Origin of the sequence: Caldifermentibacillus hisashii, assembly GCF_039654145.1 — a bacterium.
Lineage (GTDB): Bacteria > Bacillota > Bacilli > Bacillales > Caldibacillaceae > Caldifermentibacillus > Caldifermentibacillus hisashii.
Genome location: NZ_CP155467.1, coordinates 3,517,722 through 3,534,349, shown reverse-complemented (window position 1 = coordinate 3,534,349; position 16,628 = coordinate 3,517,722). Strand labels below are relative to the sequence as shown.

Below are 16,628 nucleotides of genomic sequence, written 5' to 3'. Positions count from 1 at the left end.
TTTAATATTGTTCATAGATTCACAATCCACTACAAAACATTTTTTAAAAAAGTTTAAAATCCTATTATTCCTTTCCTAGAATTTTGTTTCTAATCGCAATTCCTGTCGGTGTTTCTGCAACCCCACCTAAGCCAGTTTCTCTTAACTCCCGAGGCATTTGTCTACCTACTCTATACATTGCATCAATTACTTCATCAGCATCTATCAGGTTGTTTACACCGGCTAATGCCAGATCTGCTGCCACTAATGCATTCGCCGTTCCAACAGCATTTCTTTTTACACAAGGAATCTCTACCAAACCTGCGACTGGATCACAAACTAAACCGAGTAAATTTTGTAGTGCGGTTGAGAACGCATGGGCTGATTGCTCTGGTGTTCCTCCCGCAGCTTCTACTGCCGCTGCAGCCGCCATTGCGGAGGCACTCCCTACTTCAGCTTGGCATCCCCCTAAAGCTCCTGCAATACATGCATTATTCGCTACAATCATTCCAAATAATGCTGAAGTAAACAGAAAATGAATCTGGTCCTCACGACTTAACTGTAATGTTTCTTTAATGGTATAAAGTACACCGGGTATTGTTCCACTTGCTCCGGCTGTTGGTGTTGCACAAATAACCCCCATAGCCGCATTCACTTCATTTGTACCTATTGCACCTTGAACGCCTCTCATCATGACATCGCCAGAAAGTGATTTTCCACTTTCAAGATATTTTTTAATTCTAACCGCATCTCCTCCAGTTAATCCAGTAGGGGAAAATACACCATCGCCCTCAACACTTCTTTTTACAGCATTTTCCATCGTCTCTAAGTTTTTCTCCATTTTCGCCCAAACTTCATCAAAAGTAGATTTCGTTACTTCCATTTCCTGTTTAATTGCTAATTCATAAATGGGTACTTGTTTTTCGTTCGCTGCTTCGACTATTTCTTTAATAGACATATACATACCTTATTTCACCCCCAAATTTAATTAAAGTATAATGATATTCGCTATATCACTGAGATTTTCCAATTCTTTCCTTGCCTCACCACTTAATTGTGAATCCAAATCAAACTGGTACAAATATATTCCGTCCTTCTCCAAATTAGTGGAGTTATTAATATCCACCTCGTATTTTTTAAAGATTCTGCGTAATTCGAGTTCAAGATTATTTCTACTCGAAATCGCTATCATTATTGGCAATGAACCTTGAGGATTTAAGCTAAATCCATCGATTTCAATATGTTTGACTTTAATTAATCCGCCACCGACTGAAATTCCCACTGTTCGAATAGATCGACTATCATCCTCAAGATAAATATCAGCAGTATTTGGATGACCAACAGGACTATCCCCTGATTCTTCTAAAAAAGTGATGTCAATACCTTGAGATTCCGCTATTTTGATAGCATCGGGGACTCTGCTATCATCAGTCGCAAAACCTAATATACCGGAAATAATGGCAAAATCAGTTCCATGTCCCTTATGGGTTTCTGCAAATGATTCATAGTACTTTACCACAACTCTTTTTGGAAGACCTTTAAATAATTTATTTGCAACTAATCCGATGGCTAAAGCACCTGCCGTATGGGAACTTGAGGGCCCGATCATAACTGGTCCAATCACATCAAAACAACTTTTGTAACTAATATTCTTTTTTTCTTTAAGCGTTACTGCGTTCATGGCTAATCCTCCTTTAAAATTAATGTTGTTATTACTAGAATCATCTTGCAATAACATTTATTAAAAATTAAAAGTTACAATTAAATTACACTTGGTAAAATCTTACAAGAACTGTGCTTCCAACGTTACCAATCAGAATTCGAGTAGCAATTCTATTTCATTGGGACTTACTAATTTTAAGCTTCAATAACTCCTTATTTTCATCTTGATAGACTAGACAATGATATGGTGTGCAATAATAAAAGCAGATACATTTTCTTTAGGTTCCTTTCATCACTTAGCAGCACTTGTAAAATCGCTTTCAAAGGACAAATAATCCATTACCATTCCCGTTTATTTGCCTTGCGTTCACCTCCTATATTATTTTTTGAAAAGACTCAAGGATAAGATTTTATAAGTTTCAAAGAAAACTATATTATTTATCAATTCGTAATAAAAAATTATCAATGTAATAAATTTTTATTACGCGTTAATAATATCACACAAAAAATCTAGCGTCAATCATTTATAGTAAAAAATTATTCTAGTAAAAAATTTTTATTAAAATATATTGGATTGTCTGTAACATCTGTTATAATGAACTGTATAAAGAAGACTCGGGCGTCGGAGCATATAGGTCCGTAGTTCGTCAAAAAATCGTTCTGCTGCGATGCATTACTTGAGGCTTTCCTTGTATAAACGTAAAATTTCCCGTACATCTCGTACATTAAAAAAGGGACAGTCAACACTTTTTGAATCATTATTATTGCAAATCGTTGTAAGTAATATAATTAAAAACCATTTAAATAAAATTTTTCCCCCAACTATTTAAATAGAAGAGTATAAAGGAGGAACACTAAGTTGGATGATTATCTTTTTCGACACTATAAAAATTTAATGAATTATCTGGGAGAAGTCTTTGGCCCTCATTATGAATTTGTATTACATGTGTTAGATCCTGATGGAGGTTCACACATTGGTCACATCGTCCATGGAGAGTTGAGTGGAAGGTCATTAACCAGCCCTTTAACAGACTATGCAAAAAAGTTAATTGAGGAAAAAGTATATTTAACAAAAGATTTTGTTGTAAATTATGTTGGAGAAGGACCAAAGGGTAAAAAGTTTCGTTCATCAACCATGTTTATAAAAAATCGTGAAGGTCAGTTACAAGGTCTGTTATGTATTAACTTTGATGCGGATGTCTATCGAAAGGTCGCAAAGGATGTATTGAGGTTAGCTAATTTAAGCTGGGATATACAGTATTTGGACAAGAAAACTGAACAGGAACAACCGGTTGAAAACTTAACTGAAAACATTCAGAACATTATTTATACACAAATAGATAAAGATATTTTAGAATCAGGTGCTCAATTATCACCTGAACAAAAGAAACTTGCCATTTCCAAATTAAAAGAACACGGTGTATTTGATATTAAAGGTACAATAAGTGAAGTAGCTGAAATAATGGGAATGTCGGAATCAAGTGTTTATCGGTATCTTCATATGATATCTCGCAATGAAAAGAAATAATAAATAAATTTTCAAATAATTATAGTAAGGTTTTTACGAAAATTTTCACGCTAGTACAATAGAAACTCTTGTTATTTGTGTTAAGTTTCTCACAAAAAAAGTTTTTTGGGTGTGAATCAACACTAAACCAAAGCTAATTATAGGAATTTTCCTCCAATTCCCAACATATCTATTGTTTATCTACACTTAGAGAAAATGAAACCGGCCGAAAACATGATTAAATCAATGTTCTCGGCCTAATTTAATTGTCGGGATTTATCTTTTTAAGATAATAATTGTTTATGCATTGATATTACCCAATATATTCTTTACCACCCATATAAGGTCTTAAAGCTTCTGGTATACGTACTCTTCCATCCTTTTGTTGATAATTTTCTAAAATGGCGGCAACCGTACGCCCAATTGCCAATCCGGAACCATTTAACGTATGAACGAATTCAGGTTTCGCTTTTGGTTCTCTTCTAAACCGGATATTTGCCCTTCTTGCTTGGAAATCTTCAAAATTACTGCAAGAAGAAATTTCACGATACGTATTGTAGCTTGGTAGCCATACTTCTAAGTCATATTTTTTCGCAGCAGTAAATCCTAGATCGCCTGTACAAATAGCTACTACCCGATAAGGAAGTCCCAGTAATTGTAAAACCTTTTCGGCATCATTGGTTAGTTTTTCTAATTCATCATAAGAATCTTCCGGTTTAACGAATTTTACCAATTCAACTTTATTAAATTGGTGTTGTCGAATTAAACCACGTGTATCTCTTCCTGCCGATCCAGCTTCAGAACGAAAACAAGCACTGTACGCAGCAAACTTAGCAGGAAGGTCTTTTGCAGATAATATTTCATCACGATAGTAATTGGTAACAGGTACTTCTGCTGTCGGTATGAGGAAATAATCCTTCTTCTCAACTAAAAACACATCTTCTTCAAATTTTGGCAGCTGTCCGGTCCCGGTCAGGCTTGCCCGATTTACTAAATATGGCGGCAACATTTCTGTATAACCATGTTGTTCCGTATGAAGATCAAGCATAAAGGACATTAGTGCTCTTTCTAATTTTGCACCAAGGCCTTTATAAAAAACAAAGCGACTTCCTGTTACTTTTGCAGCACGTTCAAAATCAATAATTCCTAATTCAGTCGCAACATCCCAATGGGGTTTCGGTTCAAAATCAAATTGAGGAAGTTCTCCCCACTTACGAATTTCAACATTGTCATCCTCTGTATCACCGATGGGTACGGTTTCATGCGGCAAATTAGGGATGGATAAAAGTAATGCATTTAATTCTTCTTCAATCACACGTAATTCTTCATCAAGTTCCTTTATTTGATCACCAACTTCACGCATTTCAACAACTAAATCTTCAGCATCTTTATTCTCTTTTTTTAGAACGGCAATTTGAGCAGATACATCTTTTCTCTTTTTCTTTAATTGTTCGGTTTCAACGATTAATGTCCGGCGCTTTTGGTCCAGTTCACCAAACTTTTCCAAGTCACTTAAGTCTTCACCGCGATGTTGTAATTTTGCTTTTACCTCTTCAAAGTTCTCCCTAAGTAATTTAATATTAAACATTTTCCTACCTCCTCGTTTAAAATAGACTTACATAAATAAAAAAACTTCCATCCCAAAAGAGGGACGGAAGTTTGAATATCCGCGTTGCCACCCAAATTGCAAGTATTGTAAAAAATACTTACCTCTCGATCAAGATATCGGTTTTACCGGCAGTACCTACTCAAGTTCTTTTCAGTACCACTCTCAAGGATGGATTCACAGGTCTTTACTGCTGATTTTCACCAACCATCAGCTCTCTTAAAGTAAATTCACCCTGTTACTATTTCCTGTCATCGATTAAAAGTTATGTGATTGTTTTAACAAGATTATATCTAAATCAGTCGGGATAGTCAAGATACAAAAAATATATTGAAAAACTAAAGGGCTTTCAAGGGTGTGTAAAAAAATCATGAAGTTCAGATAAACACACATACAATTTTATAAAATTACATGAAGTTTCTCCACTAAAGCTTTTTGTTAAAAAATCAGGCAAGGATAGAAGGATCTTTGCATATTGTCTGTTTTTAACCAAAAAGCCTATTCAATGGAGAAATATTTTGTATCTTTTTAAGAGTTGTTGATAATGACTTATGGTTTTGTCTTTGAGAACCTGTTCTATTGGATAATTTTTGCTGGTTAACTCCCGATTTTGTCCACGAGAGCCGTTCTATTGGACAGTTTCATCTGGTTGGGCCACTATTTTGTCCACGGGAGTCGCTCTATTGGACAGTTTCACTTGATTGAGCCCCCATTTTGTCCGCGAGAGCCGTTCTATTGGACAGTTTCACCTGATTGAGCCACCATTTTGTCCACGAGAGTCGCTCTATTGGACAGTTTCACCTGGTTGAGGCTCCATTTTGTCCACGAGAGTCGTTCTATTGGACAGTTTCACCTGGTTGAGGCTCCATTTTGTCCACGAGAGCCGCTTTATTGGACAGTTTCACCTGATTGAGCCACCATTTTGTCCACGAGAGTCGTTCGTGACCACTGAAAAAAGCCATTTTTTTTATGTAAAATTTGCTGTGTAGTGTAAGAAATTTTCTGTAAATGGTATTTTTTACAATAGAATTTAGATGAATTTTCTGTAAATGGTACTCTTTACCATAGAAATTAGTAAAAATGACAAATGTTTGGATATAATTCGCCTTTTTAGAGGATAGTATGGCGGCTATCCTCTTTAAATTTACTGCCAAGGCTGTGAGCTTGGCTTGTAAGCCCATGCTTTTTAGACCGTACCATTTGGCACGATCTAACCCGTGGAAATTCTTCATTTCGCCATTTTTCCCTTCTTGGCATGCTCTTTTTTTATACTTCTCTTTAAATCCCTCCGATTTCTGTTGTTGACTATACTCATAAAATTCTGGGGTGTTGATTCCGATCCCTAATACTTTCCCGACTGTTTTTCCGGTTATGCAAACTTCTCGCATTGGGCAATTTCTACATTGTTCTCTGTCAAAATAGTAATTATACGTTTCTTTTCCACATTTTCTTATGTAGTGTTTCTTTTTGATTGTTTTGTTTCCTTGACTACAGAACCACTCGTCAGAATCTTTGTTATAACTGAATCTTTCTTCGTCTATGCGATATGCAGCTTCACTTACAGGGATGTATGCCTTTGCTTTAAGTTCAGAGATTTTGTCTAAGATTGGCTTTTTAAAATAGGCTTTATCACCGTACACTTCTGGTATTTTTATTCTCGTTTTCTTGGTTAACTCTAATAATTCATCAAACTTCGTGCCATCCACATAAGCTCCATTACCAGTATGTACAGCTGTAATTATTCGATCTTCTGTTGTCATCATAAATTCCGTTTTATAACCAAAGAAAGGATCATTTTTGCTTTTATACCCTATTCTCGCTTCTTGGTCGACAATCGATCGTACCCCTCTTTGCTCTATAAACTTCGGGTCTGCTAAAATTTCTTTCGCATTATTAACGAGTGCTTTTGTTTCAGGTGCTTTCTCTAGTTCAACTAGTTCTTCTACCTTTGATACCGTTTCTTCAAGATAGGACTTCATTGTTTTTCTAGCTTCATCATGGTTTTCTATTTCTTTATAATCAGGGATTTCTTGGTTGATTTCACTTGGTATTTCTCCGTTTTCTTCTTTAACCGTTTTAAAGATTTTTTTCGCTAATTGTTTCATGACTCGTTCCGGTCTATATTTTTTGGTGTTGGCTTCTGTATGAGTGGAATCAATCGTTATACCAGAAACCTTTTGTAAAATTCCTTTTTCAATGCATTGGTTTATGATTTCAATAATAATTTCATCTATGGTGAGATTGCCTTCTAATCTACTTTTACGAAATTTTGTCAAAAGACTTGGGTGAGGGAGGTCGTCTTCCGGATTGATTCCTAAAAAATACATATATGCAAGGTTTAATGAGCAATTTTCTATAACTTTCTCATCAGATAAGTCATAGAGTTTTTGTAACACCAAGATTTTAACCATAAGTTCGGGCTCTTTTGCTGGCCTTCCATATTCTTTACAGTAAGTTTTTTCAAGCATTTTATTGATAAAACTAAAATCTACTTCATCTCTTAATAATTTAAGTGTATGATTTTCAGGAATTTTATCGTATAATATGGAATAGATGCTTAATTGATTATCTTTTTCTTTAAGCATGATAGATACCCCCAGTTTGGTTTTGGTTTGTAGTATAACTTTATTATACCAAATATTGGGGGTATTTTTTTCAATTTATTATACATATAATTATTTCGAATTTTCAGATTGACTTTTTCAGTGGCCCCGAGTCGTTCTATTGGACGGTTTCACCTGGTTGAGGCTCCATTTTGTCCGCGAGAGCCGTTCTATTGGACAGTTTTACTTGGTTGAGGCTCCATTTTGTCCACGAGAGTCGTTCTATTGGACAGTTTCACTTGGTTGAGGCTCCATTTTGTCCGCGAGAGCCGCTTTATTGGACAGTTTCACCTGATTGAGGCTCCATTTTGTCCACGAGAGTCGTTCTATTGGACAGTTTCACCTGGTTGAGCCACCATTTTGTCCACGAGAACCGTTCTATTGGACAGTTTCACTTGGTTGAGGCTCCATTTTGTCCGCGAGAGCCGTTCTATTGGACAGTTTCACCTGATTGAGGCTCCATTTTGTCCACGAGAGTCGTTCTATTGGACAGTTTCACCTGATTGAGGCTCCATTTTGTCCGTGAGAGTCGTTCTATTGGACAGTTTCACCTGATTGAGCCCCCATTTTGTCCACGAGAGTCGTTCTATTGGACAGTTTTACTTGGTTGAGGCTCCATTTTGTCCGCGAGAGCCGTTCTATTGGACAGTTTCTCCTGATTAATCCCTCATTTTGTCTGTGAGAACCGACCGGGGACACTGTAAAACTGTTTGAATAAGTGCATTTTCACAATATATAGTAGGGTAAACTAAGGGAATACAGCTAAATATGGTTTTTAGCAAGATTAGTTAGTACATTTTCAGCGGCCTCGAACCGACCTCGTGGACATGTTTCTTCTGTTTATATTGAGTGTGAACTTACCGAAATACTTTTTGGTGCAAATAGTCGACAATTAATGTGTTGATTTTGTCCCCTTTTTGAACCTTTTGTAAAAGACCCCTATTGTTGCGAACAATATAAACAATATACCGGCTAACAAGATATTGCGATAATTCGTTGATGTATCCGGTAGTTTGTTTGTCGTGTTAATTGGGTTATTTCCGGTATTAGAATGATCGGTAACTGTATTTTTTGTTCCGGAATTCGTATTGTCCGGATTCTTTCCACCGGGTGGATTGGATCCTCCGTTACCATTATTGTCTGAACTGTCTGATGCAATTATTTCTGCATCATTTTCGAAAACTGTAAATTTAGTAAAGTGGTTGGTAGTAACCGTTACTTTACCATCTTGGTAAGTTGCTCCTGGAAGTTTAACCCAAGCTTTTGTGTGCTCATTGTAGTAGTAAACATTTAACTTATCTGGTTTTGTCACTTTGTTTTTATCAACAGTAAATGTCAAGGTAACCGGTTCGGAAAATTGGGTGACACTCTTTCCACCGAGTTGAATGATAAGCTCATAAACCGGGCTGACTGCTCCTTTGGTGTCTGCTAATTTGCTTATAATGACAACTAATTCTCCACCAGCTTCCAGTACGCTGCTTGGAATGCGTATTGAAACGGAACCATTGGCGAGTACTAATGGAACACCGTTTTCCGTTAGCTGAGCCACCTGATCAGCAGTTAATTGGATCTTTATGTTTTCCTTACCATTCAGGTTAATTTCAAGGGCACTGTTGGCTGCAACTGCTGCTTCTATTGCATTTTTAAAAGTAGCATCATCTACTGTTGCTACGCCATTGTTGATGGTAGGATTCACTTTATTTTCTCCACTTGGTTCTTTTGCAGCAACAATTCTACCCTCTACACTTGGTGAGACCGGGTTATGGGCGACTAAATAATCATTAAATACTTCATAGTCAGGAATATCAATGTTGATCATACGACCGTCCAAATAAGCCTGTCTTAACGAATCGAAACCGTCGCCGCCTTGTGCAGTAAAGGAATTAGTTGCAACAGTATACATTTGATCTAATTCAATAGGTTTAAAGTTGCCGCCTGTTGTTTTAACTTTTACTGACCAAACTCTTTCGCCAGCCGGTTTATCCGGATCAAATTTAAATTTTAATCCTGACACATGCAGGAAGCCGCCGCTTTGGCTAGGATAGGCACTGACACTATGTTCCAGAGCTTCCCAAATTTCTTTACCGGTTAACTTAATGGCAACGAGCGCATTGTCAAATGGGAGGACGGTACGAACTTCACCCATTGTAATTTCTCCCTGATCGATCGAAGCACGAATTCCTCCACCGTTTTGTAAGGCAATTGTTGTTTCCGGGAAGAACTGTTGCATTTTCCAAACCATACCATCTGTAATCAAATTACCGAGATTTGTTTCTTTCGTTCGTACATTGGCTCTTTCACCGTCTAAAGGAACCGTAGTATTTCCAACAACTTCTTGTAGTAATTCTTCAATTGGTGTATTGAATTCATCAACTTTTGCTTGGAACGCCGGGTCAGCATCAAATTGTCTGTGTCCGTTTGAATCAGGTTGTAAAGAAAGTAATTCTGCCGATTCTTCCTTAATAACCCCGTTTTCATCGAAGGTTACATCTAATTTACCTAAGTTATTTAAATATTCACCTGTCTGAACAATAACAGTGGGTTCATCTTTTTCGATTACTTCACCTTCAGGAAGAACGGTATGCGAATGACCTCCAACAATTACATCAATGCCATCAACGGCTTCAGCTAATTGCTTATCTTCATCGTAACCTAAATGTGATAAAGCAATTATTTTGTCAATACCTTTTTCTTCAAGAAGAGATACTGTGTTCTCAGCTTCCTCAACGGCATTTTCAAATACAATATTTTTACTTGGACTTGCAATGTTAGGGGTATCTTCAGTGGTTAAGCCAAAAATACCAACTTGCTCGCCATTAATTTCTTTGATAATTGCCGGATAGATATTTCCACCATCGCCCGGTTGTCCCGGTTCATTGAAGGCATATTTTCCAAGAATCGGGTCATTCGTAAAGTCAATATTTGCGCTGACAAATGGGAATTTCGCTTCATTAACAAAATTGGCTAATGTTTGAGAATCTTTGTCAAATTCATGATTCCCAAAAGTCATCGCATCGTATTTTAATTCATTTAAGAAATAAAGATCGGCTAATCCAAGATGAACATTGAAGAACAGAGTTCCGGAAAAAACATCACCGGCATGCAGTAACAAATTATTTGGGTGATCTGCACGAATTTGATTCACCGCGGTTGCTAAATATGGAAATTGTGTAACACGTGCATGCGTATCATTTGTATGCATAATCGTTAATGAAAAATCTTCATCAGCTGCTGGTTCTTCATCAAAATTGAGTTGAGCCAAAACGGCATCATCTGCAATATCCTTAGTTGTTAAAATGTGATCTAAAACTTGAGAATTACCTTCATAATTATAGATGTAGCGGTCTTCTGATGTATTTGCATTATTGTGAGGTGTTGTCGATTGCATGTAAACGTTGTTGTTATCTACTTCATAGGTAACGACACCTTCAACATCTTTTTCCAATTGGTCTTTGTAAGGTGAGTTATCCGTTTCACCTTGAATTTGGCTGATGGTAACAACCTGTCCTTCAACTGGTTCTTCTTGGGCAGATATGGCATTTACGTCAGCCGCACTTGCTATTTGTGCAAGCGGTATACAATAGTTTACTAGTAAAGCAAAAATCATTGCAAAAATGATAAGAAAACGATTTTTCACTCGAACCACGGTTTCTCCCCCTTTAATACTATGTAGGCCCCTGTCCAATATCCAATATAAACATCATGTATACGTTAGAATCTTCTCGATAATACCTCTCCTTTCAGTAAAAACTAGTAAATTGTGGAATAGCCACAATTAATTTATATCATATTTTAAAAAAAAAAAATATAATAATAGATAAAATTTAATATAAAATCAAATGAATTAAAACGCTTTTACAATATATTAATATATTGTAAAAGCATGCTACCATGAAAAATAAGCCAATACATCCCATTGGCTACCTTTAAAAAAACCATTTTCATCCTCTGAGGTGTGGCTTGGGCGCTACATGAGGGATTATGGAAATATTTTCCCCATGACTCCACATTAGGTAATAAATCTACAAGTGTTTTATGGAAACAAACTTATGTAATAAGGTTTATTTTGCCAAGTAGATAGTATACTAATCAATCAGTGAATTTTATTTTTATAACATGATTAGCACCCAAAAAGGTTTTAAGGAAAGATTTGCGCCAAATATAGTACAAACAATTTTTATCAAGACACAATATATTGTCATTTGAGCGTGAATGTTTTTGAAAAATGGGCTTTTTGGGTGATAACCATAACATACGTGTTTTATTAAAAACTAAAACTTTTAGAATAATATAGTCGTATTTTGCCCCCTTAGCGAAAAAACTTGCTAAGGGGTACTGTTTTTCTATATTAACATTACCAGTGGGACGATGAACCAGTCCCTATATCAACACCATCGCCACAATTGTCGTTACAACCAATCCGATACAAACAGGCAACAAGTTCCTGCGTGCCAATTCAAATGGATCGACATTACAAATCGCGGCAGCCGGGATCAAGGCCCAAGGTACAAGGGTCCCGCCACCAACCCAAATGGCAGAGATTTGCCCTAGTGCGGTTAATGTTGCAGCACCGTCGCCAATCGCATGGGAAAATAAATTGGCAATCGATCCGGACAACGAAATCCCGGAAAAGCCTGAACCGTCCAGACCTGTAATGGCTCCCACAACAGCCAGTGTCGCGGCACCAATTTCCGGTGTTAACGGAACGACATGTGCCAGCGCAACCCCCAGGTCATTAACAATGCCGTTCGAGGAGGCCGGTAGATAGTCGCCAATGATCGTGGTAAAACCGGCATCACCTAAATAAAAGAACGCAGCAATCGGAATCACCGGTCCAAACACTTTAAAGCCAAATTGAAACCCGTCGATCATTCGCTTCGTTGTTTTTCTCAATCCGCTGACTTTGAAACCAATCATATTAATAAGGAGAAAAATTAATATCGCTGTTCCTCCGACTAATGCAGTCGCATCGCCTCCTTGAAGATTAAAGGCAAACATGGCAATGACATTAAGTCCAAAAAGCAATGGAATGAGAATTGCAAACACAATTTTCTGCTTATGAGACAAAGCATCGACCTTCTCAATTTTTTCAACAGCTCCATCAAAAGCTTTGACATCTTGTAATCTTCCTTTTTTCACATCCCTCATTAGCAAAATAAAGGCAGTTACTGTAGTAACCACGCCCATCACGATTACAAGTGGAATGCTCGCTGAAATAACATCGCCAACCGGCAATCCGGCTGCATCTGCGGTTAATTTTGGAGCGGCTTGGATGATGAAGTCACCGGACAAAGCAATCCCGTGGCCGAATAAGTTTATTGCCATGGCCACACCTAAAGCGGGGAGCCCGGCACGAATAGCAACCGGTAGAAGAACGGCACCGAGTAGGGCAACCGCCGGGGATGGCCAGAAAAAGAGTGAAATGAACATCATGAGAATGCCAATTGTCCAATAGGCCAGTGACGGTGTCCGAATAATTTTTGCAAACGGGGCAATCATGACATCATTAATCCTGGTTTGCGTTAATGTCTTACTCATGGCCACAATGAGCGAAATAATGAGAATCGTGGGCAAAAGCTCCGAAATTGCATATAAAAAACTGGAAAAGATGCTCATGATCGATTTGGTTAACGAACCACTTGTCACAATGGCAATAACAAAAATCCCGACAATACAAAGTATACTCGTATCCAATCGGCTGACCATGAAACCGATAATCAGCAAGATAAACAACAAGTAAATCCAATGAACCAACGTAAGCTCAACAACCATACAAAAGCTCCTTTCAATGAAATGAAAAAACGGAAGCTGAGCCTTTTATTACATTTTATGCCGGGAAAAACATGTGGTGATAAGGGGACTTTTTTGCACCGGAGCACCACTTTATCTATTTCTTAGGCAAATGAAACTAAGTTCTCCGTAAGCCTGCAATCTCAAAGAGACCCCAAAATTTTATGTCAAAAAATAGCAATTATTGTCGATATAATTAATGTGATTAGTCATGCTGGCATATAGGACAAAGCTTTCATCTCAAATGATAAATTCCTGTATTTCCCAACATTATCATAGGGATGATAAACTTGTCCCTACAAGGGAGGCATTTGATGTTAAAAAAAATCAGCAAGAAAAGCAAAGTTATCGCAAGCATTATTTCTGTTCTTCTTATTTTTTCTCTATTGATAGGGATTGGATTAGCAAAAGGGCATTCAGAGAGGGACACAGGATCAGCCCCAAATAAAACAGCGACTGCTTCGTTTGAAAAGGCGAAGGACAATCAAAAAGTAAAAGAAACTTCCAAAGAGGAAACGGAAGAAGCTACTGAAGAATCGGTAACAGAGCCGGCCGATGAAGTTCCTCCGGCTGAGACAAACACGGATTCAACCACTACGAAGCTTTCTGAACCGGTTACCAAGTACGTGAATATTAGTTCTTTAAATGTACGGAATGGGGCAGGTACGGAATTTCCAGTCCTGACGGTTGTGACATTGGCTCAAGAGTTAACGGTTACTGAAACAAGTGGAGCCTGGAGTAAAGTAACCTTTAATAATCAGACCGGTTGGGTTTCCAGTAAATATTTATCGGATGCGAAACCCGAGGTGGCGTCATCTACACCACCTCCAACGGCAAGTAATCAAAAAGTGGCAGCTGCTTCACCATCTCAGCCCGCTACCCAGCTTGCCAATAATAATGCGGCGGATGGATTAAAAACAGTAGGCAGTAATAGTCAGCTGATTCTCGTAACAACCAATGGCTACAATACGAGTAAAGCAACCATTCAGACATTTGAAAGGGATTCAAGTGGAAAATGGAATCTCGTTTTAAACACGAACGGTTATGTTGGAAAGTATGGTTTGACAAGAGAAATGAGTGAAGGTGGAAAGAAGGCGCCTATCGGGAACTTTTCTATTGGTACTGCATTTGGGCAAGTCGGAAATCCGGGTACAAGGTTGCCATGGCGAAATATAACGGCTGATGATGTTTGGGTGGATGATCCGAATTCATCGCTTTACAATACTTGGCAATCGAGAAGTGCTACACAGGGACAATGGAATAGCGCGGAAAATATGACACATCCGTTATACAAATATGGATTTGTTATCAATTATAATACAGAGCGAATCCCAAATAAGGGGAGTGCCATTTTCTTCCATATTGGAACCAGTTATACACTTGGCTGTACCGCTACATCTGAAAGTAATGTCATTTCTATTTTAAAATGGCTAGATCCAAGTAAAAATCCGGTCATCATTCAGACGCCAATCCAAGAACTCGGATCGTTCTAAACTTTCTTTTTTTGTAAAAATATTGACCGTATAAAGACTTTTGCCCTATACGGTTAATATTTTAAACTTTTACCAAAATCACTATATTACTACATAAATTGTAGAATAAATCCTTGTTCAATTTGCCAAAAAGTTTTTTGGAAACCAATCATATTATCTATTTTACTGGCACATGATTGGAATGACAAACCTCCAAATTCTGAGGAATCGAGGTAAATGCCTTAACCAAATCCCCTTCATAAATAAACCGATGTTCATAGGTTTGATTATCATGAAGCATGGCAGGGAAAAAGTAATGAAGATTGGCAATTCCTTGGTTTTCGGTATCAAGAATCCAATCAATTTTTTTCCAATCCAAAATGCCTTCATCGGTTTTGGTTGGGGTCGAATAGCTAAAATCAGCTGGGAGATCGGCTAAATATAAGTACATGCCACCACCGTCAAAACTTCCTACATTCCAGGTGACAGTTCCCTTATAATGAATTGTTTCGAGCTTAATCCCGGTCTCTTCTTTAATCTCACGCAGCACGCAATCAAGTGGCGTCTCATTCGGCAGCAATTTTCCGCCCACGCCATTCCAACAGCCCATCCAGTACGGTTTTTCCCGGTTTAACAACAAAATTTCGTCTCCTCGTTTCAAAAAAGCAATTGTATACTTTAACACAATACCACCTCAGTTATCCGGAAATGCTCAGTTTTTATCTATGTTATCACGAATACAAAAAGAAGAAAATCTTTTCATTCGAATACTAGTGAAAACCATTACCAGATTGTATAATAATGATAAGAATTTTTACATGGAAAGGGATGAAAAGGGGGATCTTTTCATGAAAGTACAAAACCCTCATGACAAATTTTTTAGAGAAACGATGGGGAATGTTCCGACAGCAAAAGAATTCCTACACCATTACCTCCCTAAAAACATATTACAAGTGATTGACTTGGACACAATAGAAGTACAAAAGGATAGTTTTAAAAGAAAAGCGGAGGGGCCCGCTTAGCGACGTACAAACTGGAGCCCCCCGCAATGAGAGCAGATTTGCTTCCTCGAATAGGCATCGCACGAAGAAAAAGCGATTAGCTTTTTCGAGGAAAAGGAAACACGGGGAGGCACGAGCCGATGTTGACTTATCGTAGTGGAGGGGAGCGAAGTTTGCTAGTCGCTGGGGACCGGAGCTAGACAAAAAAACTAGTCCAAAGTTTTTTTCTGTATTTTAATCTATCTTAATTCTGTCAATCAGGAGTTCAAGGATTATTTTTCAGACTTGGTGTTTCGGGTGGTGATTTCCGGAAAAGAAGGTTACATCTCTTTCCTATTCGAACATAAAAGCTATCCGGATAAAGCTATTGCCATACAACTGCTGAAATACATGGCGGAAATATGGGAAACGAAAATGAAAAAGGAAGAAGTAAGCGAGCTGCCAATCGTAATTCCCCTTGTTGTCTATCATGGCGAGAGTAAATGGAGATTTCCGCTCCATTTAGGAGGGTTTTTAAATGGTTTTGAGGAAATGCCACAACATGTGAAAGAATACTTGCCAAACTTTCACTACCTATTGTATGACCTCTCTGATTATTCGGATGAGGAAATAAAGGGAAATGCCCAACTACGAATTATGTTGAAACTACTCCGTGATGTAGCTACAAAAAGTACTGAAGAATTTCTACGGTCTTTTTATGAGGCCAGTCACGCATTGCTCGAGATAGAGGATAAACAAAAAGGAATTGAATTTTTTGAGATAACGTTGCGATATGTATTCAATGCTGTTCGAGACTTAACAAAGAAGGACATGGAACAAATCGCGCGGCAAATTGAGACGACATTTCCAGAAGGGAGTGAAGTAGCCATGACATTGGCGGATATCTTGAGAGAGGAAGGCATGCAGGAAGGGTTGGAAAAAGGAAGACAAGAAGGAGCATCCCAAGCTTTAGCAAAAACCTGACAGAAAAATTTGGTGCATTGCCGGAAGACCTAAGGGAAAACATAA

The 16,628-nt window shown here is 37.8% G+C and carries 10 protein-coding genes, 1 pseudogene and 1 other annotated feature; of the genes and pseudogenes, 4 read left to right on the top strand and 7 right to left on the bottom strand.

Annotated elements, in window-relative coordinates; genetic code table 11:
• Positions 1-64 precede the first annotated feature (64 nt).
• Positions 65-943, bottom strand: coding sequence for an L-serine ammonia-lyase, iron-sulfur-dependent, subunit alpha (gene sdaAA, locus NSQ14_RS16995; protein ID WP_041847059.1), 879 nt, complete (start codon positions 941-943; stop codon positions 65-67).
• 24 nt (positions 944-967) lie between these two features.
• On the bottom strand, positions 968-1,660 hold the full coding sequence (gene sdaAB, locus NSQ14_RS16990; RefSeq protein WP_041847060.1) for an L-serine ammonia-lyase, iron-sulfur-dependent subunit beta: 693 nt from the start codon (positions 1,658-1,660) through the stop codon (positions 968-970).
• Between the two features lie 840 nt (positions 1,661-2,500).
• On the opposite strand from sdaAB, the gene NSQ14_RS16985 reads away from it, so the two are divergent.
• On the top strand, positions 2,501-3,169 hold the full coding sequence (locus tag NSQ14_RS16985; RefSeq protein WP_041901844.1) for a helix-turn-helix transcriptional regulator: 669 nt from the start codon (positions 2,501-2,503) through the stop codon (positions 3,167-3,169).
• A 292-nt stretch (positions 3,170-3,461) separates the two neighbouring features.
• On the opposite strand, the gene serS is transcribed toward NSQ14_RS16985, so the two are convergent.
• The 4 genes and pseudogenes from serS to NSQ14_RS16965 form a co-directional block, all read right to left on the bottom strand.
• Positions 3,462-4,736, bottom strand: a complete 1,275-nt coding sequence (serS, locus tag NSQ14_RS16980; RefSeq protein ID WP_034772960.1) for a serine--tRNA ligase — start codon at positions 4,734-4,736, stop codon at positions 3,462-3,464.
• Between the two features lie 56 nt (positions 4,737-4,792).
• Positions 4,793-5,018, bottom strand: a binding site (T-box leader).
• 812 nt (positions 5,019-5,830) lie between these two features.
• A pseudogene (locus tag NSQ14_RS16975) lies at positions 5,831-7,339 on the bottom strand (IS1182 family transposase); the annotation flags it as partial.
• A 910-nt stretch (positions 7,340-8,249) separates the two neighbouring features.
• Entirely contained in the window at positions 8,250-11,003 is a 2,754-nt protein-coding gene (locus NSQ14_RS16970; RefSeq protein WP_346216625.1) for a bifunctional metallophosphatase/5'-nucleotidase, read from the bottom strand.
• A gap of 734 nt (positions 11,004-11,737) precedes the next feature.
• On the bottom strand, positions 11,738-13,129 hold the full coding sequence (locus tag NSQ14_RS16965) for a hypothetical protein (protein ID WP_346216624.1): 1,392 nt from the start codon (positions 13,127-13,129) through the stop codon (positions 11,738-11,740).
• A 332-nt stretch (positions 13,130-13,461) separates the two neighbouring features.
• On the opposite strand from NSQ14_RS16965, the gene NSQ14_RS16960 reads away from it, so the two are divergent.
• Positions 13,462-14,640 (top strand): SH3 domain-containing protein, encoded by a 1,179-nt coding sequence (locus NSQ14_RS16960; RefSeq protein ID WP_346216623.1) that lies wholly within the window; start codon positions 13,462-13,464, stop codon positions 14,638-14,640.
• 157 nt (positions 14,641-14,797) lie between these two features.
• Here the strand turns inward: NSQ14_RS16960 and NSQ14_RS16955 are convergent, their stop codons facing one another.
• A complete protein-coding gene (locus tag NSQ14_RS16955; RefSeq protein WP_346206636.1) occupies positions 14,798-15,304 on the bottom strand; it encodes an 8-oxo-dGTP diphosphatase in 507 nt (168 codons plus the stop codon).
• 163 nt (positions 15,305-15,467) lie between these two features.
• On the opposite strand from NSQ14_RS16955, the gene NSQ14_RS16950 reads away from it, so the two are divergent.
• Positions 15,468-15,641 (top strand): Rpn family recombination-promoting nuclease/putative transposase, encoded by a 174-nt coding sequence (locus tag NSQ14_RS16950; RefSeq protein ID WP_081912396.1) that lies wholly within the window; start codon positions 15,468-15,470, stop codon positions 15,639-15,641.
• Positions 15,642-15,851: 210 nt separating this feature from the next.
• Entirely contained in the window at positions 15,852-16,583 is a 732-nt protein-coding gene (locus NSQ14_RS16945; protein WP_346217131.1) for an Rpn family recombination-promoting nuclease/putative transposase, read from the top strand.
• The last annotated feature ends 45 nt before the right edge of the window (positions 16,584-16,628 follow it).